The organism is Haloplanus sp. HW8-1, assembly GCF_023703795.1.
Taxonomy (GTDB): domain Archaea; phylum Halobacteriota; class Halobacteria; order Halobacteriales; family Haloferacaceae; genus Haloplanus; species Haloplanus pelagicus.
In genome coordinates, this window is sequence record NZ_CP098518.1 from 1,471,438 (window position 1) to 1,495,394 (window position 23,957).

The window sequence follows — 23,957 nt, forward strand, 5'->3', positions numbered from 1 at the left end:
TTTGTAGGGCAAGCACAATTGTTTTTACGGGGGCCCGAAATGGTGGAGGTGATGTCGCAGGTAGCGCTCCCGCACGATGCGAAAGCCGGGCCGACGAAACCGGAGATTCGGGCGGTGTCGCTCGGAAAGTTGGACGTGCGACCGTCGGATCACGTCGTCGACGTCGGCTCCTGTACCGGCGCGGTCACCATCGAAGCGGCCCAGCGCGCCGGCCGGGTGACGGCCGTCGAACGGAAACCCGAGCGGCTGGCCGTCACCCGGCGGAACCTCGACGAAAACGAGTACGACGCCAAGGTGTCGCTCCGCGAGGCGGAGGCACCGGCGGGGCTTCCCGAGGACGCGGACGCGATGTTCGTCGGCGGGAGCCGAAACTTCGAGGCCGTCCTCGACCACGCCGTCGAGACGGGCGTCGACCGCATCGTGATGAACGTCTCCCGCGTCGAGGTGGCGGGCGACGCCATCGACGCCTTCCGGGACCGTGACCTGCTCTCGGAGGTGCTCCAGGTGCAGGTGAGCCACGGCTACGAACTCGCCGGCGCGACGAGTTTCGACGCCGAAAACCCCGTCTACGTCGTCGTCGGTCGGGGAGAGGGAGGGTGCGAATGACCGTCTACGGCGTCGGCCTCGGGCCCGGCGAGGCCGACCTCGTCACCGTCCGCGGGAAGCGCGTCCTCGACGCCGTCGACACCGTCTACTCGCCGGGCCGGCTCTCGCGATCGGTCGCCCGGGAGTACGTCCCCGAGTCGGCGCTTGGCGACCTCGATTTCCCGATGACCCGCGACCCGGAGCAGCTCAGGACGGCGTGGCGGACGGCCGCGGACGTCGTCGCCGACGCGGCCGCCGACGGGGACGTGGCCTTCGTGACGCTGGGCGACCCGAACGTCTACTCGACGTTCGGCCACCTCCGGCGAACGCTCTCGGCGTTCCATCCGGGCGTCGACGTCGAGGTCGTCCCCGGGGTGAGCGCGGTCACGGCGTTCGCGACCGCGCTGGGCGTCGAGATCGAGGCCGGCACCGGGCTCTCGCTCCGGGAGGCCGCCGACGGGGCGGCCCCGACCGGCCCGGACCGGATGATCCTGTTCAAGGTGACCGACGCCGTCGCCACCGACGAGAAGCTCACCGCCGCCGGCTACGACGTCCGCTACGGCCGTCGCCTGTTCATGGAGCAGGGTGAGACCGTCGTCACGTCGGACCCGACCGACGTGGCCGAGCGCGACTACTACACGCTCGCGTACGCCGAGAAGCGGGGGATCGAACGCGACCTGGCGACCGCCGAGTTCGACGACGCCGGGACGGAGCGGTCGGCGTGAGCGACGCGTACACCGCCGGCGACGTGCGCGAGGGCGTGCCGTTCGTCGGCGCCGGCCCGGGCGACCCCGGTCTCCTCACCGTCACCGGCAAGCGCCTGACCGAGTCGGCCGACCTCGTCGTCCACGCGGGATCGCTGGTCAACAGCGAACTGCTGGCGGCGTACTGCGCCGACGCGGAGCAGGTAAACAGCGTCGGCAAGGACCTCGAAGAACTGGTGCCGCTGATGGCGGCGGCCTACGAGGACGGCCGGTCGGTCGTCCGACTTCACAGCGGCGACCCGGCCGTCTACGGGGCTGCACTGGAGCAGATGGACGCCCTCGAAGCCGAGGGGGTTCCGACGTACTTCGTGCCCGGCGTCACCTCGGCCTTTGCCGCCAGCGCGACGCTCGGGACGCAACTGACGCTCAACGAGGTGGCCAATCACGTCGCGTTCACCCGCCCACAGGGCACGACCCTCTCCGCGGACGAGGACCACATCAGCGACTTCGTCGGCTTCGGCGACGTGACCACGTGCATCTACCTGGGGACACACGCCGTGAGCGAGACGATGGATCGCCTGCTGGCGGACGGCCACGACCCCGAGACTCCCGTCGCGGTCGTCTATCACGCCTCCTGGCCCGACGAGGACGTGATCCGGGGCACCATCGACACCATCGGCGAGAAGGTCGAGGCGGCCGGCTACCGGGCGTCGGCGCTGGTCGTGATCGGCGAGGCGGCGACCGGTGCCGGGTACGAGCGGTCCTACCTGTACGGCGACTGGGCGAACCGTAGCAACGACGACTCTACAGAAACAGATGACTGACACCACCGACAACGACTGTAACACGGCGGACAGCGACGGCGAAGTCGCCGACGAGATAGCGATCGTCGGCTTCGAGCGCAAACTGGACACGGCCGAGGAGATCCGGGCCGGTCTCGCCGACGACTACGACCGGATCGACGTCCTCGAATACCACGGCGAGGTGTTCGACGAGCACTGGGGCGAGTACGACTGCTTCGTCGGCCTGATGGCCAGCGGGATCGCCATGCGAAAGACCGCCCCGCTGCTCGACGACAAGTGGGCGGATCCGGCCGTCGTCGTCGTCGACGAGGAGCTGACGTGGGCGATCCCGCTCACGGGCGGCCACCACGGCGCGAACCAGGTCGCCTACGACCTCTCTACCCTCGGCGCCGTCCCGGCGATGACGACGGCCTCCGAGGCGGCCGGCAAGCAGGGCGTCGAGAGCCGTGCGAAGGCGCTCGACACCCACGTCGTCAACGGCGACTCGACGGTGGCGACGAACCTCGCCGTCCTCGACGAGGAACTGGGGCCCGTCGCCCGCCTCGACGGACCGCAGGCTGTCCTCGTGGGCGACGACGTGACCGTCCTGAAGCGCAACGCGGACGACGGCGTCGTCCTCGGCACGGGCAGCGTCTCCGGTGCGGACGCCGAGCAGTTCCTGACGGCCTGGACCGAGGCGCTCGACGAGGTGGACTGGTCGCCCGCGGACGTGGAGTTCGTCGCGACGGCGACCCGAAAGGCGGACGAACCCGGTCTCGTCGAGGCCGCCGAGGAGTTCGGCGTCGGCGTGGCGTATCTCGACAAGGAGACGCTGACGGCGTTCGAGGGGCCCACCCCCTCGCGGTCGAAGGAACTAATCGGCTGGCCGGGCGTCGCCGAGGCGAGCGCCATCGCCGGCGGCCGGCACCACGACCTTCTCGTCGAGAAGCGGCGCTACGACGACGCGGTCACCGTGGCGGTGGGACGATGACCGAACGCGGCACGCTCTCCGTCGTCGGCATCGGGCCGGGACTGCCGGGCCACATGACCCAGCGTGCCCGCGAGACCGTCGCGACCGCCGACTGCGTCATCGCCTCGAACCTCTATCAGGAGTTCCTGCGGGCGGACGGGACGCTCCCACCCGAGGACGAGGCGGGACCGACCGATCCCGAAGTCGTCCGCTCGTCGATGGGCCAGCAGGTCGAACTCACCCGCGAGGCGTTCGAACGCGTCCGTGCGGGCGAGGACGTGGCGCACGTCTCCGGCGGCGACCCGAACGTCTACGGCAAGTCCGACCTCGTGTTCGCGATGGCCGAGGAAGACGACGCGACGGACGTGCCGATCGAAATCGTTCCCGGCGTCACGGCGGCCCTCGGCGGCGCGGCGATGATGGGTGCGCCCCTCTCGAACGACTTCTGCACCGTATCGCTGTCCGATAAGTGGCGCGGGTGGGACGAGATCGAGGAGAAGCTTCGTGCCGCCGCCATCAGCGACTTCGTGATCGTCCTCTACAACTGCTGGCGCAACTACGAGCGGGCCGTCGACGCCGTCCGCGAAGAACGAGCCGACGACGTGCCGGTCGGCATCTTCAACGACGCCGGCCGGGGCGACGCCGGGCGAAACGTCGACGGTGAGACGTTCACCGTCACGACGCTCGGCGAGGCGGACACACACGATGAGGAGGTCGGCGGGATGGGGACGTCCATCCTGATCGGCACCCACGAGACGGAGACCTGGCGCAACGACTACGAAACGTACCTCGTCACCCCGCGCGGCGGGCGTGACGTCGACGACTTCTAACCATGAGTGATATGGACACCACCGAATCGGCGTGTGGCGGATCGACGGCCGAGACGACCGACCCCTCGGAATCGGCGTGTGGCGGATCGACGGCCGGGACGACCGAGGAGAACGTGGCGGCGACGGCCGACGACTTCGACGCCGATCCCGGTCGGCTGGTGGCCGTCGGCCTCGGTCCCGGCCAGCCGGGAGGGATGACCGCCCGAGCGACGGAGGCGCTCCGGAGGGTCGATCAGATCGTCGGCTACACGACGTACATCGACCTCCTGCCCGACGACATCGTCGACGGCGCCGAGGACGTCTACTCGACGCCGATGTGTGGCGAGGTGTCTCGGACCGAAGAGGCGGTCGACCGGACCCTCGCCGGCAACGACGTCGCTATCGTCGGCAGCGGCGACCCGAACGTCTACGCGCTGGGCGGCCTGGCGCTGGAGATCCTCGAATCCAAGGACGGGTCGGCGAGCGCAGTCGACTTCGAGGTCGTGCCCGGCGTCCCGGCCGCCCAGTCGTGTGCCGCTCGACTCGGTGCGCCGCTGGTGAACGACACCGTCAGCGTCAGCCTCTCGGATCACCTGACGCCGATGCCGACCATCGAATCCCGCCTGCACGCGGTCGCCAAGGAAGGGTTCACGATCGCCATCTACAATCCGTGGAGTCGCAAGCGCCGGGAGAACTATCAGAAGTGCTGCGAGATCCTGCTCGAACACCGCGACCCCGAGACGCCGGTCGGCATCGTCCACGCCGCGGGACGGGAAGAGGAGGAGACCGAAATCGTCGAACTGCAGGATCTCCCCGAACTCGGCGAGAGCGACCTCGTCGACATGACGACGACGCTTCTGGTCGGCAACGAGGAGACGTACGTCTGGGACGAGCGGATGGTGACTCCCCGGGGCTACGAACGGAAATACGAGTACTGATGTACCGAATCGAACTCGACCGGGCGGCCTGCGACGGCATCTTCGCGTGTCTCGTGCGCGACGAGCGGTTCGTCGAGGACGACGCCGGTCTGGCGACGGTCGATCCGGCGGCCGACGGGGTCGTCGACGTCGATCGGAGGGACGACCGGATCGTCGCGACGTTCGAGGGGAACGCCGCCGACGCGAAACTGGCTGCCGAGGCCTGTCCGCCGGGAGCCATCACCGTCCGGGAGGGGTCCGAGTGAGCCCCGACACCCCATCGGACCTGCTGACGTGTCACCCCGAGACGGCCTACTTCTGGGGCCACGTCGCCGGCGGCGGCGACGTTGGGACGGACGAACTCACCGTCCGGGCCCCGGACGAGGGGTGTGCGGAGCGCCTCGTCGCCGTCGCGGGCGGCGGCGACGTCGACCGGCGCCGGACCGAACGCCCCTACGCCCACGACACCTCGATCACCCGTGTCGAGGACGAGTACCGCGTCACCGTGACCGGCGACGTGGCCGGGCGCGCGAGCGCCGCCTTCGGCCTCCCGATGGGCGACGAGCGCGGCGGCTATCGGTTCGACGCCCTGGCCGACGCCGACCGACAGCTCCTCCGCGGGCTGCTCGAGAGCTGTGGGACGGTCTGTTTCAAGTCCTCGGGCACCGTCGGCATCTCCTTCGTCCACGACGACCGGACGCTCCTCGAAACCGTCGTGGGTCTCCTCGGGGACTGTCCAGTCGACGCGCCGACCGGCGAGATCGACGAGACGTCGTCGGGCGGATACTGGTTCGGCCTCGACGACGAGGCGGCCGGGCCGTTCGGACGCTGGGTGTACGACGGGAGCGAGGGGACGGGCCTGTACGCACCGACGCGCCGCCGGAAACTGCTGCGGAGTCTGGAGCGAGCCGAGAGCGAATGACCGGGGAGACGCCGCTCGACGACGATGCCGTCCTCCTGGTCGGTCACGGCTCGCGCCGGGAGAAGTCGAACGAACAGGTCCGCAGGCTCGCCGCGAAACTCGAAACCCGGCTCGAACTCCCGGTCGACGCGGCCTATCTAGAACTCGCGGAGCCGGCTATCGGCGAGGCCATCGACACGCTCGCGCCCACCTGCCGGACGCTGACGGTCGTTCCGCTGTCGCTGTTCGGCGCGAGCCACGTCAAAAACGACGTGCCGCTCGCCATCCAGACCGCACGCACCCGGCACAAGGACCTGACGATTCACTACGGCTCCCACCTCGGCGTCCACCCGTCGCTCGTCGACCTGCTCGACGACCGGGTGCGCGCCGTCGAAGCCGACCTCGGCGTCGACCGGGAGACGGCGGACGTGAGCGTCGTCGTCTGTGCCCGGGGGTCGAGCGACCCGGACTCGAACGCCGATGTCCACAAACTCGCCCGCCTCCTCTACGAGGGCCGCGAGTTCGACCGCGTCGACGCGTCGTTCATCGGCGTGACGTCGCCACGACTCGACGACACGCTCCACACCGTCACCAAGGACCGACCGGACGCGGTGGCGGTCGTCCCGTACATGCTCGGCGACGGGACGCTGACGGGGCGCATCGTGGACGGCACCGGGGCGTTCGACGACGAGTATCCCTACGTCGACGCGGGCGCGGGAGACCCCCTGGGGACGGACGACCGCGTCGTCGACGTCCTCGCGGACCGCTGGAAGGCGGCGCGCTCCGACAGCGTCGAGATGTCCTGTGACACCTGCAAGTACAAGGTGGAACTCGCGGGCTACGAGGAGGATCAGGGGGGCGCGCGGGCCATGCTCCGCTCGCTCGTCCACCAGGCCGAACACGCCGACCGGGAGTCGGTCGACGACGACCCGCACGTCCACGACGCCCCCGAGAAACACGTCGCAGTCTGTACGAACCAGACCTGTGCCGCGAGCGGTGCGACCGCGGTCATCGAGGGGTTACGGCAGGGGGTCCGGGCAGCCGAGGACTGCGACGCCCGCGTCACCCGCACCTCCTGTCTCGGCCAGTGTGGCGACGGCCCCATAGTCGCCGTCTACCCCGACGGCATCTGGTACGGCGGCGTCACGGCCGACGACACCGATCGCATCGTCTCGTCCCACCTCGATCGGGACCGCATCGTCTCCGACCTCGTACACCAGACACTATAATGGCTTGCGCAGAACTCGAAGCGCTACGACTCGCACTGATGAACCTGAACGGCACCGTCGACGAGAGTGTGCGGCAACACGCTGAAGCGGAGATCGGCGACGAACTGGAGGCGAACGGCCCGATCGCCGCCCTCGCGAACGCCACGACGCTGGACGAGATCCAGCGACACCTCGACGCGGCACTGATCGACCTCGAGGAGGCGGCGATGGCGGCCGACCCCGACGACCCCGACGGAGCGTACCTCCGGGGGCGGGTCGTCGCCGTCCGGGACGCGAAGCGGACGGTCCGTCGGCTCCGTCGCCGGACCGACGACCTGCTCGACGACCTCGGCGAGGCTCACCACACCCTCCACGAGACGTTCCCGACCGAGGAGTGACGACGGTACGGATGCTCACCGACGAACGGCGACGTCCGCTCGGCGACCTCGACCCCGCGGAGAGTCGTCACAACTGGGCCCGGTCGGCGGCGACCGTCGCCGACGGGACCGTCGTCGCCGGGGGCGTCGGCGGCCGCCTGACGGCCGAGCGACCGGACGCGACGCCGGCCGAACGGTGGTCCACCACCGCCGCCGACCCGTCGGCCATCGTCGACAGCTACGTCGTGTCGCTGGCGGCACGCGACGGCACACTCGTCGCCGGCGAGCGAGGCCCCGACGGCCACGTCGCCGCGCTCTCGGCGGCCACCGGCGACCGCCGATGGCGGTACGCGACGGCCGCGGATGTCGGAACGGCGACCACGGAGTCGCTCACCTTCCAGCCGTACGTCGTCGACGTGGCAGTCGGGGGGAGGACCGTCGCCGCCGCGAGACGGTACGACCGCGACGGCGAGAGCCGCGACTGGTCGAGCGTCGTCCTCGGCTTCGATCCCGACGGCGACGTTCGGTGGCGCTACCCCGCCCGTGCGGCACCGCTCGCACTCGACGCCCGCCACAGCCGCGTCGCCGTCGCGTACAACCGGTGTACGGACGCCCACGCACACGGACTGGTCGTCCTCGATGCCGACACCGGCGCCCCCGTGATGAACTGGGACCCCGGTACCGAGGGTGACCGCCGCGTCGGGGACGTGGCGTTCCTCGGCGACGGCGTCGCCGTCGCGAGCCACGGCGACAAGCACGGCTACCTGCTCGACGCCGACGGCGGCGAACGCTGGCGCGTCGACCTCGCGAGCGAGCGACGCGTCGGCGGCGAGACGGTCTACGCCTACCCCACGCACGTCCGTGCCGCCGGCGACGCCGCCGTCTTCGTGACGGGCAACACCTACGCCGAGTCGACCCGCGACCCGGACGCACGCCACCCACGCGAGCACACGATCGCCGCCGTCGACGACGGCGACCTGACGTGGACGCACCCCGTCGGCGGCTTCGCCCGCGACGTCGCGGCCGACGGGTCGCTCGTCGCCGTCCCCTCGGCACAGCACTTCCGCGAGCGGCGGGCCGACACGCACGCCGTCCACCTCTTCGACGCCGACCGGGGCCACCTCGACTCGCGGTCGATCCCCGGAATCGCTGCGGCCGTGGCACTCGACGGCGACACGCTCGCGGTCGTCGAGGAACCGGTCGAGTACCACGACGAGGGCGTCACGCACGGCGCCTTCCGCCTGCACACGTGGCGGGTCGACGCCGACGAGCGCTGACCGACTACTCCTCGCCGGCGGTCGCCGCGGCGGCGGCCACCCGCTCGGCGGTCAGATCGTCGAGCGGGATCCGCAGTCCGCCGGTTTCGGTTTCGATGACGTCCGTCAGTCCGGTGCCGTCGTCCCCGGCGTCCACGAGGACGACCGACGCGTCGCCGGCCGCCAACCGACGTGCTGCGGCGCGTGTCGCCTCCGTCGGACTGCCGTCGGCCACGTTCGCGCGGCCGTCGGTCACCACGACGACGAGACTCGCGTCCGCCTCGGCACGGGCGAGGAGTCGGTGGGCGGTGTCGAGTCCGTCGGGAAGCGGCGTCCGGTCGCCTGTGGGGAGGTCCTTCAGATGGCGGGCCGCGAGCGTGACGCTGTTCGTCGGCGGGAGAAGTACCTCGGCGTCGTCGCCCGCGACGGCGACGAACGCCACCTCGTCGCGCTGTTCGTAGGCGTCGCGGAGCAGCGCCATCACCGTGCCCTTGGCCTCGCGCATCGCCGGCCGCATCGACGCGCTGGCATCGACGACGAAGACGACGAGCGTCCGCGCGCTCCCGCTCCGGACCGACGTCCGCAGGTCGCGCTCCTCGATTCGCGTCCGGCCCTCGGCGACGGCGGCACGGACCGACGCCGCGGCGTCCACGTCGTCGTCCGGCGTCGCGCGCTCGGTTCGGACCCGTGACCCGCGGCCACCCTCGGACGCGCTGGCCCGCGATCCCTCGCCCGACGTGGCCGACTCCGCCGCCGGATCGTCGACGGGTGGTGGGCCGGCCTCGCCCACGTCGGCCCGGTTCCGGCCCGGGACGAGCGGAGTAGCGTCGGTGTCGGCGTCGCCGCCATCGGCGTCGCCGCCGTCGTCGCTATCCGAGCCCCCGTCGCCACTGTCGTCCCTCCCTCCTCCGGCCGACGACGGCGTCGGCCGCCCGGTCGGGGCGTCCGGGTCGTCGGCGTCGGCGTCGCTCCCTCCCTCATCGCTCGCGCCGTCCCCGTCGTGGGCGTCCTCGGGCTCTATCGTCCCGGCGTCGTCTCCGTCGTCGCCGTCATCTGTCCCGTCCCCCGCGTCGTCCGCCTCGTCACCGTCTTCATCGCCCTCGCCGCCGTCTCCGCCCCCCTCGAAGTGATCGTCGAGGACATCCTCCGGGTCCGGCGCGTCCTCGAAGGGGTGACCACGGAGTCGGTGGGGGAGCGCGAACGCGGCCGCCTCGCGGACGTCCGATTCGATCACCTTCGTCCGGCCGTCGAGGGCGGCGATGGTCACCGCGGCCCGCGCGGTGGCGATGTCCGCGCGGTGGCCGTCGACGCCGGCGTCCCGGCAGCATTCGGCGATGTCCCGCTTGAACTCGGTCGGAAGGGTCACCTCGTCGACGAGCCGACGGGCCGTCAGGAGTCGGTCGCGCAGGGCGTCGGTCTCGTCCTCGTACGCCGCCGCGAACGCCGCCGGGTCGTCGCCCCTGTCGAGCGCCCGGTCGACGACGGCGACCCGATCGTCGATCTCCCGACAGCCGGAGACCGTCGCCTGCAGCGCGAAGCGATCGCGGAGTTGGGGGCGGAGATCGCCCTCCTCGGGGTTCATGGTCCCGACGAGGGTGAAGTCGGCGGGGTGTTCGACGCTCACGCCGTCGCGTTCGACGTGGTTGACGCCGCTCGCCGCCGCATCCAGCAGGACGTCCACCAGATGGTCGTCGAGGAGGTTCACCTCGTCGACGTAGAGGATCCCCCGGTTCGCGCGGGCGAGGAGGCCGGGGTCGAACGTGGCGTCGCCGTCGAGGGCGTCGGTCACCGACAGCGTGCCGACCACGCGCTCGCGCGTCGCGCCCAGCGGGAGCGTCACGAGCGGCACGGGTCGCGTCTCCACGTCGAGGGTCGAACGGGACCGACACGACTCACACTGGCGTTCGGGATCGTCCGGCGGACAGCCGTACGGACAGTCCGCGACGGCGCGCTGTGCCGGCAACAGATCGGCCAGCGCGCGGACGGCGGTCGACTTGGCCGTCCCTCGCTCCCCGCAGACGAGCAGACCGTCGAGCGCGTCGTTCGCGGCGACGGCCAACAGCGCCCGCTTCAACTCCCCTTGCCCGACGATCGCCGGGAACGGTGTACGGCGACGCTCCATGTGAATACGAAAGTTTACTTGTAGTACCGCAATAACGCTTTATCAACGCATGCCGACGATCGGGCTCTACACGGCGACGGAGAACGAACTGGGGGCGGTACAGCAGGCCGCGGGGCGACTCGACGGGGTGGACCTCGTGGTACGTTCGGAGGGGGACCTCGACGACGAAACCGACGTCGACGCCTTCGTCGACGACGTCGAGTCCGCGTCGGCCGTGGTGCTCTGGATGCACGGCGCCGAGGAGAGCATGCCCGGCTACGACCACGCGGTCGATCGACTCGCGGCGGCGGGCGTCCCGCTCGTCGTCAAGTCGACGGGCGACGCGTTCGCGTTCGAGGACACCACCGTCATCGAGCGCGACCGGGACCGGGTGCACGAATACCTCGACGCCGGTGGTGTGGTGAACCTCGCGAACTGCTGTCGGTTCCTCGCGAGCGAGTACGGCGACGACGACGTCGACTACGACGACCCCGTCTCGCTGCCGACCGAGGGTGTCTATCATCCCGACCATCCAGGCGTCGAGTACGAGGAGTTGCTGGCGACTCACGATCCGGAGAAACCGACGGTCGGCGTCTGGTTCTACGAGTCCCACTGGACGCACGCGAACACGCGGTACGTCGACGCGCTCGTCCGGCGCCTCGAGGCGGCGGGCGCGAACGTCCTCCCCGCCTTTTGCAACCCGGCGACCGACGAGGCGGGTCAGGAGAACGCCGAGTGGGTCGCCCGCAACTGGTTCGCCGACGAGGACGGCCCGCTCGTCGACGCCGTGGTGGGTTCGTTCATGTTCTCGTTGTCGATGAGCGAGCGCGGCCGTAGCGCGAGCGACGAGGGCGAAGGGGCGGAGGACGTGTTCCTCACCGAACTCGGCGTTCCCGTCCTGCAGGCCATCACGACGATGCGGTCCCGGTCGCGCTACGAGGGAAGCGACACGGGCGTGATGGGGTTCGAACTCGCCCTGTCGGTCGCGCTCCCCGAGTTCGACGGCAACGTCATCACCCACCCCATCAGCGGCAAGGAACGGATGGACGACGAGGCGGGCATCGGCAGCGCGCCGAAACAGCATCTCCCGATCGACGACCGGATCGACCACGTCGCCCGACTGGCCGTCAACTGGGCGCGGCTTCGACACCTGCCGAACGCGGAGAAAGACGTCGCGGTCGTCCTCCACAACTACCCGCCGAGCGACGACGGCATCGGCACCGCGTTCGGCCTCGACAGCCCCGAGAGCACCGTCAACCTCCTCGACGAACTCGACGCGCGCGGCTACGCCGTCGACGGGCGCCCCGCCGACGGCGCGGCCCTCATCGACCGCCTCACCTCGCAGTTGACCCTCGACTCCCGGTGGGTCGCGCCCGAGGACGTCCGCGAGATGAGCGTCGACACCGTCTCGCCCGAGCAGTACGCCGCGTGGTTCGAGGAGGCCGACGATCGCTTTCGCGAGGCCGTCGTCGAGGAGTGGGGCGACCCGCCGGACCGACCCTTCGCCATCCCCGGCGTCGAGTACGGGAACGTCCTCGTGACCGTTCAGCCGCCCCGCGGGTTCGGGATGGACCCCTCGAAGGTCTATCACGACTCTGACCTCCAGCCACCGCACGACTACTACGCCTTCTACGCGTGGCTCCGCGAGGCGTTCGACGCGGACGCCGTCGTCCACCTCGGCACGCACGGGAGCCTGGAGTGGCTGCCGGGCAAGACCGTCGGCCTGAACGGCGCGAGCGCTCCCGATCAGTTAATCGACGACCTGCCGAACGTCTACCCGTACATCATCAACAACCCCGGCGAGGGGACACAGGCCAAGCGGCGCTCCTACGCGGCGGTCGTGGACTACCTGACGCCGGTCATGCGGTCGGCCGGCACCTACGACGAACTGGCCGAACTGGAGGAACTCGCCGACCGGTATCGCGAGGCCGGCATGGAGGACGCACGGACCGACGACGGCGAACATCTCGAACGACTCCTCCGCGAGACGGTCGAGGAACTCGACCTCGCGGCCGAACTCGGCGTCGCCGGCACGGTCGACGAACCGGCCGACGTGCGCGGTCCCGAGGCGGCCGGACCGACCCTCGCCGAGGGGGCCGTCGACGGCGACGAACTCGACGTCGACGAACTCGTCGAGCGGATTCACGAGTACCTCACCGACGTGAAGACGACGCAGATTCGCATGGGGCTGCACACGATGGGTGAACCGCCCGACGGCGACCGCCTCGTCGAGTATCTGGTGGCGCTCACCCGTCTGGAGAACCCGGGTGCGCCGAGCCTCCGGCGGGCCGTCGCCGGCGTCCTCGGGGTCGACTACGACCGGATGCGCTCCGAGCCGGGGGCCTACGACGAGCGACTCGGCATGACGCTCTCGGCGGCCGCCGACCACGTCCACGAGCGGTCCATCGAACTCGTCGAGGCGCTGGCGCGTCGTGGCTTCGACGTGCCGGAGTCGGAGACCGACGCCGGCCTCGACGACGAGGTGAACATGAACCTCCTCGTGGTCGACGTCGACCCCCTCGGCGACGCGCGGGCGAAGTCGGGCGCCCACGACGCCCTCCGGGAGGTGCTCGCGTTCATCTGCGAGGAGGCGGCACCGCGGGTCGCCGGGGCGAGCGAGGAGATTCCGCGGACGGCGGAGGCGCTGAACGGCGAGTACGTGCCGCCGGGCGGGAGCGGGGCGCCGACGCGTGGCGGCGTCGACCTCCTGCCGACGGCACGGAACTTCTACACGCTCGATCCCCGGAAGGTCCCCGCCAGGACGGCGTGGGAGGTGGGGGCGGAGGTGGCCGACGGCGTCGCCGAACGCCACCGCGACGACCGGGGCGAGTACCCCGAGGAGGTCGGCGTCGTGGCGTGGGGGACGCCCACGGTTCGGACCCGCGGCGAGACGGTCGCGCAGGTACTCGCCCTGATGGGGGTCGAACCGGTGTGGACCGACGCCGGCCGGATCGACGGCGTGGAGCCGATCCCGCTCGACGAACTCGGACGGCCACGCATCGACGTGACGACGCGGGTGTCGGGGCTCTTTCGCGACGCCTTCCCGCAGGCCGCGAGCGTCGTCCACGACGCCGTCGACGCCGTCGTCGCCCTCGACGAGCCCCACGACGTGAACTACGTCAAAAAGCACGTCGAAGAGGACGCCAAGGAACTAGAGGCCGACGGGATGGACGCCGACGCGGCGGCCGCCGCCGCCCGCGAGCGCGTCTTCACGACGAAACCCGGCGGCTACGGCGCGGGGACGAACAAGGCCGTCGACGGGGGGGAGTGGACGGACCGTGCCGACCTCGCGGACGTCTACGTCCAGTGGGGCGGGTACGCCCTCGACTCCCGCGGGCGGGTCTCGGAGGCCCACGAGAGCTTCGAGCGGCGACTCGGCTCCGTCGAGGCGACGGTGAAAGTCGAGGACACGGCCGAACAGGACGAGTTCGACTCCTCGGACTGGTACGCCTTCCACGGCGGGTTCATCTCCGCGGTCGGCGAGATCGCGGGGACCGAGCCCGCCTCCTACGTCGGCGACTCGGCCGATCCCGACGACGTGACCGTCTACACCAACGAGGAGAAGGTGCGAAAGACGATGCGGGCGCGCGTCCTGAATCCCGACTGGCTGGACAGTATGACGGACCACGGCTACAAGGGAGCGGGCGACCTCTCGACCACCGTCGACGTGGCACTCGGCTGGGACGCGACGACCGGCGTCGTGAGCGACCGCCTCTGGTCGGACCTCGCGGAGGCGTACGCCTTCGACGCGGAGCGACAGGAGTGGCTCCGTGATGTGAACCCGTGGGCGCTGGAGAGCATCACGGCGACTCTGCTGGAGGCCATCGACCGCGGCCTGTGGGACGCAGCCCCCGACGTCAAGGACCGACTCCGGGACATCAACCTCTCTGTCGAGGGCGATCTGGAGGCGCGAACGGCCGAATCGAAGGAGGCGATCTCCGATGACTGACGAGGACTACGCGGACCTCGGCGCGACGACGCAGGACGCGATGGAGATTGCGGAGACGAGCATGGACATCGTCCGCTCGTTCGTCCCGAACGAGACGCTCGAAGATCGGCTCAGGCAGAAAGCGGTCCACTCGACGGGCTCTCCCGACTTCCAGCACCTGCTGCGGTTTCACAACGATCCGGTTCGGGCTGGCGCGCGCGCCGTCCTCGACGACCGCCCCATCGTGACCGATATCACGATGGCAAAGGCGGGGATCACGGGTCGGGGTCACGACTGCCCGGTTCGGAAGGCGATCGGAGCGGGCGGGGATCTGGCCGCCGAGACGGGCATGACCAGAACCGCGGCCTCGGTCCTCGAACTCGACCGCGAGGGGGCCTACGACGGCGCCATCGCCGTCGTCGGGAACGCCCCGACCGGCGCGCTGGCGCTGGCCGACTGCATCGAGGACGGGACTCGCCCCGCGGTCGTCGTCGCGACGCCCGTGGGCTTCGTGAAGGCGGTCGAGAGCCGCGAGCGCGTCCGCGAAGTCGCCGAGGAACACGGCGTCCCCGCCATCACCAACGTCGGGACGCGCGGTGGGAGCGGCCTCGCCGCGGCGCTGACGAACGAACTGATCCACGTCGCCAGCGACACGCGGGAGGGCGACGTCGAGCTATGAGCGAGTACGACCTCGATTCCGGCCCGGATCCGGCGGCGGTCGCCGCCGCCGAACCGGAGCCGTCACGCAACGCCGCCGCCCCGGTCCACGCCGTCGGCATCGGCCCAGGAAACCCCGACTACCTCACCCGGCGGGGCGCGCGGGCCATCCGCGAGGCGGACGTGGTCGTCGGCTTCGAGACGGTCGTCGACTTCGTGGCCGACGAGACGGGGGCGGACCTGCTCACCTGTGGCTACGCCGACGAGGCGGCGACGCTCGATACGTTCGCCGAGCGGGTCCGGGCTGGCGACCGGGGAACCGCGCTCCTGATGGGCGATCCAAACCACTCGGGCTATCAGTTCCTCGGCAAGGTCGAACGGGCGGTCGGCGCCCCCGTGACGGTGATTCCGGGGATCTCGTCGCTACAGGTGGCCGCGAGTCGGGCGCGCACGCCGATGGAGAACAGCGCGTTCGTCACCCTGCACAAGAGCGGCGATCTCGGCGCCGACCTCGACCGACTCGTCGGTGCTGTCGGCGACCGTCACCTCCTGGTCCTCCCGCGGCCCTTCGACTGGATGCCCGGCGACGTCGCCGACCTGCTCGTCGAGTCGGGCGCTCGCCCGGGGCTCGACGCGCTCGTACTCGAACGGCTGACCCACGCCGACGAGCGGGTGACGCGAACGCGCCTCGGCGACCTGCGCGAGTCTGCAGGGGGTTCGGACCCCGACTCGACGCCGTTCTCGGATCTCTCCGTGCTCGTGGTCCGGAGGGACGGATGAAGGGGGTCGTCGTGGCCGGCACGCGGTCGGGCGTCGGGAAGACGGTGGCGACGCTCGCCATCGTCCGCGCCCTGCAGGGGCAGGGCCGGGCCGTCCAGCCCGCGAAGGCCGGCCCGGACTTCATCGATCCGAGCCACCACGAGGCCGTGGCCGCAACCCCGTCGCGGACGCTCGACCTGTGGCTCGAAGGCCACGAGGGCGTCCGCCGCAACTACTACCGCGGCGACGGCGACGTCTGCGTCGTCGAGGGCGTGATGGGGCTCTACGACGGCGACTGTTCGAGCACGGCGATGGTCGCCGAGGCGCTCGACCTCCCGGTGGTGCTGGTCGTCGACGCGAACGCCGGGATGGAGAGCGTCGCGGCGACGGCTCACGGCTTCCACGAGTACGCGTCCCACACCGGCCGCGACGTCGACGTGGTCGGCGTCCTCGCTCAGCGCACTCACGGCGGCCGCCACGAGCGGGGGATCCGCGACGCCCTCCCCGATCACCTGACGTACTTCGGGCGGGTCCCGCCACGGTCGGCGCTGGAGATTCCGGATCGACATCTCGGCCTCCAGATGGGCGAGGAGGCTGCCATCGACGACGAGGCCCTCGACGAGGCTGCCGAGGCGATTCACGTCGACCGACTCCGCGACGCCGCGCGGACGCCGCCGCGCCCCGAGGAGCGCGTGGTCGACGACCCGACCGACGCCCGTGTCGCCGTCGCCCGCGACGCGGCGTTCCGTTTCACCTACCCGGCCACGCTCGAACGCCTCCGGGAGCGGGCGGCCGTCGCCACGTTCTCGCCGCTCGCCGGCGACGCCCTGCCCGACTGCGACGGCATCTACCTGCCGGGAGGCTATCCGGAACTGCACGCGGAGACGCTCGAAGCCAGTCCGACGATGGACGCCATCGCGACCGCCGCCGTCGACGGGACGGCCGTCCTGGGCGAGTGCGGGGGACTGATGGCGCTTTCGGAGTCGCTGACGACGACCGACGGGGAGACCCACGGGATGGCCGGCGTGCTGCCCGCCACCGTCCGAATGCACGACCGGTATCAGGCGCTCGATCACGTCGAACTGCGGGCGAGGCGGGGGTCGCCCACCGCCGCGACCCACGACCGACGGCGTGGTCACGAGTTCCACTACTCCAGTGTGGACGTCGACGGCGACGCTCGGTTCGCGTTCGAGGTGCTGCGGGGCGACGGCATCGACGACGAACGGGACGGCCTCTACGAGTACCGGACGCTCGGAACGTACTGCCACCTCCACCCCGAGAGCGGGGCCTTCGACGCGTTCGTCGAGTCCGCGGCCGAGCGATGACCCGAACGCTGCTCGTCGCCGGCACCGCGAGCCACGTCGGGAAGAGCACGGTGGCAGCCGGGATCTGCCGAGTGCTGTCGGACCGCGGCGTCGACGTCGCTCCGTTCAAGGCACAGAACATGAGCAACAACGCCCGTGCCGTCCTCGCAGCCGGAGATGTGGACGTCGACTGGGGCGAAATCGGCGTCTCGCAGTACGTGCAGGCGCGGGCCGCACGCGCGACGCCGACGACGGACTGTAACCCGGTCCTGCTCAAACCCCGCGGCGACGGCGAGAGCCAACTCGTCGTCCAGGGGGAGGCGGTGGGCCACTTCGAAGCCGGCGAGTACTACAGGGACCACTGGGACCGCGTCCGCGACGCCGCCGAGGAATCGTACCGCCGACTCGCCACGTCACACGACGTCGTCGTCGCGGAGGGGGCGGGGAGCGTCGCGGAACCGAACCTTCGCCACCGGGATCTGGCGAACGTGGAGACGGCGCGCGTTGCCGACGCCGACGTCCTCCTCGTCGCGGACATCGAACGCGGCGGCGCGTTCGCCAGCATCGTCGGCACGCTCGAACTCGCGCCGGAGGACGTCGCCGACCGCGTCGTCGGGGTCGTCATCACGAAGTTCCGCGGCGACCGGTCGATCCTCGATCCGGCCATCGAGGAGGTCCACGACCGGACCGGCGTGCCCGTCCTGGGCGTCCTCCCGCACGACGACCCCGGCTTGCCCGCGGAGGACAGCGTCTCGCTCCCCGACGGCGAGGGCGTCCGCGGCGACGACGACGTCCCACCGGACCGGACCGTCACCGTCGGCGTCCCGCGCCTCCCCCGCGTGTCGAATTTTACCGACCTCGAACCGCTGGCCCGCGTGCCCGGCGTCCGCGTCGCGTACCGTCCCCTCTCGGCCTCGCTCGCCGACGTCGACGCCGTCGTCGTTCCCGGGACCAAAAACACCGTCGACGACCTGCTCGCGCTCCGCGAGGCGGGATTCGACGCGGAACTCGCGGCGTTCGACGGACCGATGATCGGCGTCTGCGGCGGCTACCAGTTGCTCGGCGACCGCATCGCCAACGCACACGTCGAGGGAACCGGCGACCGTCGGACCGTCGCGGGAATCGGGCGACTGCCCGTGGCGACGACCTTCACGACCGACAAGCGCGTCGAAGCGGTCACCGTGGACGCGTCGGGCGCGGGGCCGCTGGCCGGCCTCGACGGCGAGGTCTCCGGCTACGAGATCCACATGGGCGACACACGCGCGCTCCGCGCCGTCGACCGGCCGGTCGGTCCCCAGAGCGCCGCCGTCGGCTCCGTCGCCGGAACCTACCTCCACGGCCTCTTCGAGAACCGGACCGTCCGCGAGGCGTTCGTCGACGCCGTCTACGAGTCGGCCGACAAGGCACGTCCCGAACGGGGACGCGACCGGCGGACGCCCTACGACGCCGCGGCGGCACTCGTTCGGGATCACGTGGACACGTCCGCCTTGCTCCCGGGAGCGTAGCGGTCGGCAGTGGGAGGCTCCCCTCGTCCCGCCACATCGGAAGCGCATTTACAAGCGGGGTGTCTAACTCCACCCATGACCGACGACTCTGCCGACGCCGGTTGGTTCCGGGGACTGGATCCGGGCGACCTGGACGCGGCCCGGGACGCCGTCGACCACGGCGGCACGGACACGCCCGCAGACTGGCCGTCCCGCGCCGTGACCGCCGGCTTCGCGGCCGACGAGGACGACTACTACGACGCGCTCCACGACGCGACGGTGAACGCGACCCGGGAAGCGGTCCGTGAGCGCGAACGGGCGGACGACCAGCAGTTGAAATACGGCGTTCGCGCCATGGACGACGCCGAACGCACGGCGAACGAACTCGCCGAACGTGTCTCGGAGTGGGCGGGTGCGGTGTTCGACGACGCCCCGACGGGCGTCGACGGCGCCCGGGACGTCGCCGCACGCGACCCCGGGACGCCCGCCGAACGCCGCGCGGTCTCGCTCGCCGAACGGGTCGTCGACCTCGCGGACGAGGCCGACGATCTCCGAGCCTACATCGAGCGGACGGCGCCGGCGGTCGCGCCGAACCTGAGCCGGATGGCCGGCGCGGTGTTGGCCGCTCGGCTGATCGCCTTGGCCGGCGGCCTCGGCGACCTCGCGAAGAAACCCTCCGGAACGGTCCAGGTCCTCGGCGCCGAGGACGCCCTCTTCGCGCATCTCTCGGGCCGGGCACCGTCGCCGAAACACGGCGTCATCTACACCCACGACTACGTCCGAAACACCCGTCCCGAGGACCGCGGTTCGGCGGCCCGAGCGCTGGCGGGAAAGCTCACCATCGCCGCACGGATCGACCACTACGCCGGCGACCTGCGGCCGTCGCTACACGAGGAACTCGACGAACGCATCGCGACCATCCGCGCGAGGGCCGACTCGTGAGCCTCCCCGACGGCGTCGAACGACGCCGCTTCGACGGGCGCGAGCGCCTCGCCACCCGCGGCGACCCGGTGTACGGCGAGCCGACCGACGGCTCGTGGCGTCTCTGGGACGCCGGCCGATCGAAACTCGGTGCGATGCTCGAACTCGGTCTCGACACCGGACTCGCGGGCGGCGACGCCGTCCTCTATCTCGGCGCCGCCAGTGGCACGACGGTCAGTCACGTCGCGGACTTCGCGGGACCGACCTACGCCGTCGAGTTCGCCCCCCGGCCTGCCCGTGACCTCGTGGACGTGGCGGCTACCCGCCCGCGTCTCTTCCCACTCCTGAAGGATGCCCGACGGCCCGAGACGTACGCCCACGTCGTCGAGTCCGACCTCGACGTGTTGGTACAGGACGTGGCGACCCGGGGGCAGGCCCGCGTCGCGGCGCGCAACCGGCGGTTCCTCCGGCCGGACGGGCGCCTCCTCGCGAGCATCAAAGCTCGGAGCGAGGACGTCACCGAAACACCGGAGGACGTCTTCGAGGCCGTCCTCGACGACCTGCGCGAGGGATACGAGATCCTAGAGACGACCGGGCTGGATCGCTACCACGACGACCACCTCGCCGTCGTCGCCCGTCCGCGCGACGAGTGAGGCGGAGCGAGGTGGGGCGATCACCGACTGATACAACCCGGAAAACTTCTTGCGTCCGGCCTCCCGAGTACCACCCATGGCCTTCACCGACGACCTGCGACCCTTGGCGGACGACCTCTGGGACGAAATCGTCGATCACCCCATGGTCTCCCGTCTCGGCGACGGAAGCCTCGACGTGGAGCCCTTCGAATACTGGGTGCGTCAGGATTACGTCTACCTGATCGACTACGCCCGGGTGTTTGCCCACGGCGCCGCGAGCGCGCCGACCGTAGCGCGGATGAGCACGTTCGCGGAGTTGCTGTACGAGACCATCGACACCGAGATGGACCTCCACCGGACGTACGCCGCGGAGTTCGGAATCGACGAGGCCGAACTCGAAGCCACCGAGCCGTCACCGACGACCCGAGCCTACACCGACTTCCTCGTGCGGACGGCCGCCACCGGGAGTTTCGGCGACCTGATCGCAGCGCTGTTGCCCTGCATGTGGGGATTCAACGAGACGGCGATACGGCTCGAAGCCGACGGACTGCCGGACGACGACCGTTACGCCGAGTGGATTCGCACCTACGCCGGCGAAGACTTCTCGGAACTCACCGCGTGGTGTAAGGATCTGATGGACCAGGTGGCGGCGGACGCGTCAGGCGCCCGTCGTGACCGCTACCGCGACCTGTTCGTCACGTCCGCACGCTACGAGTATCGGTTCTGGGACGCCGCCTGGCGGCGGGAGACGTGGACGGTGGGACCCGAATGACGGTCGACGACGAGGACCTCCGGACGCTTCACGAACACCTCGTGGCCACCGAGGAACTCCCGGTTCGACCCGACGCGAGTCCGTGGCTCGGTGAGGCAACAGCCATCACGGCGGATCTCGTCGACGCCGATCTCCCCGCCTCCGTCGTCGTCGGGCGGATCGAGCGGGTGGCGGACCTGCTGGACGAGGTGGAGACGACGGGTAATCCGGCGGCCGACGACCACGTCACGGCCGCCGGCCGCGCCGCGTGTCGAATCCTCGACGCCGACGACGGGTGAGAGGGCTGAGAGCGGACGTCAGCGACGTCGAACGTCGAGGCGAGTCGGATGCCTGTGGGCTCGCCGCGGCGGAACGGGCGTGGGCGGGACGGGGACCTCGCCGTCGCGTCAGCGTTATGCCGCCGTCGCTTCCTCGATCAGGTCGTCGACGTACTGGTTCTCCCACTCCCGGCGTGCTTCGAGTTCCCGTCGCCCGCGGCGAGTCAGCGTGTAGTAGTTGGTCCGGCGGTCCCGCTGGCCCTTGTCGATGAGCCCCTTCTCGACGAGCGTGTCGAGATTCGGATACAGTCGCCCGTGGTGAATTTCACTCTCGTAGTAATTTTCGAGTTCCTCTTTGATCGCGAGGCCGTGTGGCTCGTCGAGGCCGGCGATCACGTACAGGAGATCTCGCTGGAATCCGGTCAAGTCGTGCATCGTCACGCTCCACTTATATCTCGATGTTTATATGTCTTCCGTGGAGGGACACGATGGTGGACGATCGGTCCGGTATCCGCCGAGCGGCCCCGAACACCTCGGCTCGCCGGACTTTGTCCGACCAGAGGAGTACGCCGTGTGCCAGGGGATTCGGACAACGTCACCGTCCGCTGATACTGGATCGTGAGTCGTTTCTCAGCGTCGATGGCGAGAGACACACCCGATCGCCGGCCGAACGTCGCGCCGACCGTGACCGCGCGGTGTCGACGGCCGATCCGCCCGCCGGCCAAGGGGGAGACCGGCCGTCGACGTCTCGATAGTCTTACAGGAGAGTGTCCCGGTGTCGTCCCGTCGGTACCGGGACGGGGACGTCGCGTCCCGGTGTGGCCGCCCCTCGGTGGAGTCCCCATCGACCCCCACTCGCCGCCAGGTGATCCGTGAATCCCTGCTCCCAGCGACCACCCTGTTCGGCCCGCTCGGGGGCGTGTTTCAGCCGATCCGAGGGGACCGACGCTCGTCTGGCCGGTCCGTCCGACCCCCGTCTATTCTCGGGGGCGTGTTTTTGTCCGGACGGGGAGAAGACGGCGCCGTGAGCGACGTACTCATCGAGAACGCCCGGATCGTCGACGGGACCGGAGCACCGTGGTTCCGAGGCGCGGTAGCCGTCGCCGGTGGGACAGTCGACACCGTCTATCGCGGCCCCGCTCCCGATACCGACGCGGCGACGACGATCGACGTCGACGACTCGATCATCTGCCCAGGCTTCGTCGATACCCACTCTCACTCCGATATGGAGTTGTTCGACGACCCGACGCTCTCACCGAAGATACGACAGGGAATCACGACCGAAATCCTCGGACAGGACGGGTTTTCGATGGCTCCGATGTACCGCGACGGAGGCGCCGAGGAGTGGTCGAAACAGCTGGGTGCCCTCGCGGGACGGGTGGACACGGAGTGGACCTGGGGAAGCGTCGGCGAGTATCTCGATGCGGTCGAGGAGAACGGGATCGGTCCGAACGTGGGAATCCTCGTCGGTCACGGGACGGTCCGATTCAACGTTCTCGGGATGTCAGACGACGCGCCGAGCGAGGCCGAACTCGCGGAGATGGCGGATCTCGTCACGGAGGGACTCGATGACGGAGCGGTCGGCTTCTCGACTGGACTCATCTATACCCCTTGTACGTACGCCGAAACGGAGGAAGTCCGGGAACTGGCGTCGAGACTCGGCCCGTACGGCCGGCCGTTCGTCGCTCACGTTCGGAGCGAGGGACGCTGGATCTGGGACGCTCTCGACGAGTTCGTCGATATCGGCGACGAGGAGGGAATCCCACTTCACCTGTCACATTTCAAGGTCGCCGGCCGGATGCAACGGGGCAAGGCCGACCGGGCGATCGCACTCGTCGAAGCCGCGCGGGAACGCGGGGTAGACTTCACGGCCGAACAGTACCCCTACACCGCGGGGAGTACGATACTTTCGGCCGTCCTCCCGCCGTGGGTTCACGCCGACGGACCCGATCGGACGCTCGAATACCTCCAGGACGAGGATGCACGCGAGCGCATCGTCCGCGACGTCGAGGAGTGGCGGATCGACGGCTGGGAGAACATCGGCGCCCTCGCGGGGTGGGAGAACGTCGTCATCGCGAACGTCGAGTCGGCGGCAAACGCCCACCGCGAGGGGATGAGTGTTCGGGAGATCGCCACCGAGCGCGGCGTGGAACCGGTCGCGGCGATCTGTGACCTCTTGGTCGAAGAGGAACTCAGCGTCAGCATCTCGCTGCACATGATGGACGAGGACGACGTCCGAGAGATCCTCGGGTACGAGCGAGTCTGTGTCGGGACCGACGGGCTGTTCGGTGGGAAACCCCACCCGCGGGTGTACGGTACGTACCCCCGTATTCTCGGTCACTACGTCCGCGGGGAGAACCTCCTGACGGTCGAGGAGGCGGTCAGAAAGATGACCTCGCTTCCGGCCCGTGCGATGGGACTCGACCGAAAAGGCGTCGTTCGGGCGGGGATGGACGCGGACCTTGTCGTCTTCGACCCCGTGACCGTCGACACGCAGGCCACCTTCGAGAACCCGCGCCGGTATCCGAAGGGGATCGAACACGTGATGGTCAACGGGGAGTTCGTGGTGCGTGGCGGCGAGACGACGGGGGAACTGCCGGGACGAGCGGTGAGGCAGTGAGCGGCCGCGACAC

23 protein-coding genes are annotated in these 23,957 nt (G+C 70.3%); 21 read left to right on the top strand and 2 right to left on the bottom strand.

Translation table 11 applies throughout. From position 1 onward, the window contains the following. Positions 1 to 51 precede the first annotated feature (51 nt). From cbiT to NBT82_RS07835, 11 genes are read left to right on the top strand one after another with little or no spacing between them, the layout of a single operon-like run. Positions 52 to 606 carry a precorrin-6Y C5,15-methyltransferase (decarboxylating) subunit CbiT gene (cbiT, locus tag NBT82_RS07785; RefSeq protein ID WP_251330972.1) on the top strand — a complete coding sequence of 185 codons (555 nt, stop codon included), beginning with the start codon at positions 52 to 54 and terminating at the stop codon, positions 604 to 606. Beyond that, on the top strand, positions 603 to 1,310 hold the full coding sequence (locus NBT82_RS07790) for a cobalt-factor II C(20)-methyltransferase (protein WP_251330973.1): 708 nt from the start codon (positions 603 to 605) through the stop codon (positions 1,308 to 1,310). Before cbiT ends, NBT82_RS07790 begins: the two co-directional genes overlap by 4 nt. After that, positions 1,307 to 2,113 (top strand): cobalt-precorrin-4/precorrin-4 C(11)-methyltransferase, encoded by an 807-nt coding sequence (locus NBT82_RS07795; protein ID WP_251330974.1) that lies wholly within the window; start codon positions 1,307 to 1,309, stop codon positions 2,111 to 2,113. The genes NBT82_RS07790 and NBT82_RS07795 overlap by 4 nt, the downstream gene beginning before the upstream one ends. Continuing rightward, complete coding sequence (cbiG, locus tag NBT82_RS07800) at positions 2,106 to 3,062, top strand: cobalt-precorrin 5A hydrolase (RefSeq protein WP_251330975.1); 957 nt, start codon at positions 2,106 to 2,108, stop codon at positions 3,060 to 3,062. Before NBT82_RS07795 ends, cbiG begins: the two co-directional genes overlap by 8 nt. Then, entirely contained in the window at positions 3,059 to 3,871 is an 813-nt protein-coding gene (locus tag NBT82_RS07805; RefSeq protein ID WP_251330976.1) for a precorrin-3B C(17)-methyltransferase, read from the top strand. Before cbiG ends, NBT82_RS07805 begins: the two co-directional genes overlap by 4 nt. 2 nt (positions 3,872 to 3,873) lie before the next feature. Next, complete coding sequence (gene cobJ, locus NBT82_RS07810) at positions 3,874 to 4,788, top strand: precorrin-3B C(17)-methyltransferase (protein WP_251330977.1); 915 nt, start codon at positions 3,874 to 3,876, stop codon at positions 4,786 to 4,788. After that, positions 4,788 to 5,033, top strand: coding sequence for a ferredoxin (locus tag NBT82_RS07815; protein WP_251330978.1), 246 nt, complete (start codon positions 4,788 to 4,790; stop codon positions 5,031 to 5,033). Before cobJ ends, NBT82_RS07815 begins: the two co-directional genes overlap by 1 nt. After that, a complete protein-coding gene (locus NBT82_RS07820) occupies positions 5,030 to 5,689 on the top strand; it encodes a cobalamin biosynthesis protein (RefSeq protein WP_251330979.1) in 660 nt (219 codons plus the stop codon). The genes NBT82_RS07815 and NBT82_RS07820 overlap by 4 nt, the downstream gene beginning before the upstream one ends. After that, positions 5,686 to 6,897 (top strand): CbiX/SirB N-terminal domain-containing protein, encoded by a 1,212-nt coding sequence (locus NBT82_RS07825; RefSeq protein WP_251330980.1) that lies wholly within the window; start codon positions 5,686 to 5,688, stop codon positions 6,895 to 6,897. The genes NBT82_RS07820 and NBT82_RS07825 overlap by 4 nt, the downstream gene beginning before the upstream one ends. Further along, entirely contained in the window at positions 6,897 to 7,274 is a 378-nt protein-coding gene (locus NBT82_RS07830; protein ID WP_251330981.1) for a DUF3209 family protein, read from the top strand. The genes NBT82_RS07825 and NBT82_RS07830 overlap by 1 nt, the downstream gene beginning before the upstream one ends. A gap of 11 nt (positions 7,275 to 7,285) precedes the next feature. Further along, positions 7,286 to 8,530, top strand: coding sequence for a PQQ-binding-like beta-propeller repeat protein (locus tag NBT82_RS07835; RefSeq protein WP_251331261.1), 1,245 nt, complete (start codon positions 7,286 to 7,288; stop codon positions 8,528 to 8,530). Positions 8,531 to 8,534: 4 nt separating this feature from the next. On the opposite strand, the gene NBT82_RS07840 is transcribed toward NBT82_RS07835, so the two are convergent. Continuing rightward, entirely contained in the window at positions 8,535 to 10,631 is a 2,097-nt protein-coding gene (locus NBT82_RS07840) for an ATP-binding protein (protein ID WP_251330982.1), read from the bottom strand. A gap of 49 nt (positions 10,632 to 10,680) precedes the next feature. Here NBT82_RS07840 and NBT82_RS07845 point away from each other — a divergent pair, with 49 nt between their 5' ends. The 9 genes from NBT82_RS07845 (at position 10,681) to NBT82_RS07885 (ending at position 21,345) form a co-directional block, all read left to right on the top strand. After that, a complete protein-coding gene (locus tag NBT82_RS07845; RefSeq protein WP_251330983.1) occupies positions 10,681 to 14,559 on the top strand; it encodes a cobaltochelatase subunit CobN in 3,879 nt (1,292 codons plus the stop codon). Then, positions 14,552 to 15,217, top strand: coding sequence for a precorrin-8X methylmutase (locus NBT82_RS07850; protein WP_251330984.1), 666 nt, complete (start codon positions 14,552 to 14,554; stop codon positions 15,215 to 15,217). Before NBT82_RS07845 ends, NBT82_RS07850 begins: the two co-directional genes overlap by 8 nt. After that, positions 15,214 to 15,975 carry a cobalt-precorrin-7 (C(5))-methyltransferase gene (locus tag NBT82_RS07855; RefSeq protein ID WP_251330985.1) on the top strand — a complete coding sequence of 254 codons (762 nt, stop codon included), beginning with the start codon at positions 15,214 to 15,216 and terminating at the stop codon, positions 15,973 to 15,975. The genes NBT82_RS07850 and NBT82_RS07855 overlap by 4 nt, the downstream gene beginning before the upstream one ends. Further along, positions 15,972 to 17,279 carry a cobyrinic acid a,c-diamide synthase gene (locus NBT82_RS07860; protein WP_251330986.1) on the top strand — a complete coding sequence of 436 codons (1,308 nt, stop codon included), beginning with the start codon at positions 15,972 to 15,974 and terminating at the stop codon, positions 17,277 to 17,279. The genes NBT82_RS07855 and NBT82_RS07860 overlap by 4 nt, the downstream gene beginning before the upstream one ends. Continuing rightward, complete coding sequence (locus tag NBT82_RS07865; protein WP_251330987.1) at positions 17,276 to 18,763, top strand: cobyric acid synthase; 1,488 nt, start codon at positions 17,276 to 17,278, stop codon at positions 18,761 to 18,763. Before NBT82_RS07860 ends, NBT82_RS07865 begins: the two co-directional genes overlap by 4 nt. A gap of 75 nt (positions 18,764 to 18,838) precedes the next feature. After that, entirely contained in the window at positions 18,839 to 19,684 is an 846-nt protein-coding gene (locus NBT82_RS07870) for an NOP5/NOP56 family protein (RefSeq protein WP_251330988.1), read from the top strand. Further along, a complete protein-coding gene (locus NBT82_RS07875; protein ID WP_251330989.1) occupies positions 19,681 to 20,316 on the top strand; it encodes a fibrillarin-like rRNA/tRNA 2'-O-methyltransferase in 636 nt (211 codons plus the stop codon). Before NBT82_RS07870 ends, NBT82_RS07875 begins: the two co-directional genes overlap by 4 nt. A gap of 76 nt (positions 20,317 to 20,392) precedes the next feature. Further along, the gene (gene tenA, locus NBT82_RS07880; protein ID WP_251330990.1) at positions 20,393 to 21,067 is read left to right on the top strand and encodes a thiaminase II; all 675 of its coding nucleotides are present in this window, start codon (positions 20,393 to 20,395) and stop codon (positions 21,065 to 21,067) included. Next, a complete protein-coding gene (locus tag NBT82_RS07885) occupies positions 21,064 to 21,345 on the top strand; it encodes a DUF8152 family protein (protein ID WP_251330991.1) in 282 nt (93 codons plus the stop codon). Before tenA ends, NBT82_RS07885 begins: the two co-directional genes overlap by 4 nt. A 114-nt stretch (positions 21,346 to 21,459) precedes the next feature. Here NBT82_RS07885 and NBT82_RS07890 read toward each other — a convergent pair whose 3' ends face one another. Beyond that, positions 21,460 to 21,759 carry a PadR family transcriptional regulator gene (locus tag NBT82_RS07890; protein ID WP_251330992.1) on the bottom strand — a complete coding sequence of 100 codons (300 nt, stop codon included), beginning with the start codon at positions 21,757 to 21,759 and terminating at the stop codon, positions 21,460 to 21,462. A 589-nt stretch (positions 21,760 to 22,348) separates the two neighbouring features. On the opposite strand from NBT82_RS07890, the gene NBT82_RS07895 reads away from it, so the two are divergent. Continuing rightward, on the top strand, positions 22,349 to 23,944 hold the full coding sequence (locus NBT82_RS07895; protein WP_251330993.1) for an N-acyl-D-amino-acid deacylase family protein: 1,596 nt from the start codon (positions 22,349 to 22,351) through the stop codon (positions 23,942 to 23,944). The last annotated feature ends 13 nt before the right edge of the window (positions 23,945 to 23,957 follow it).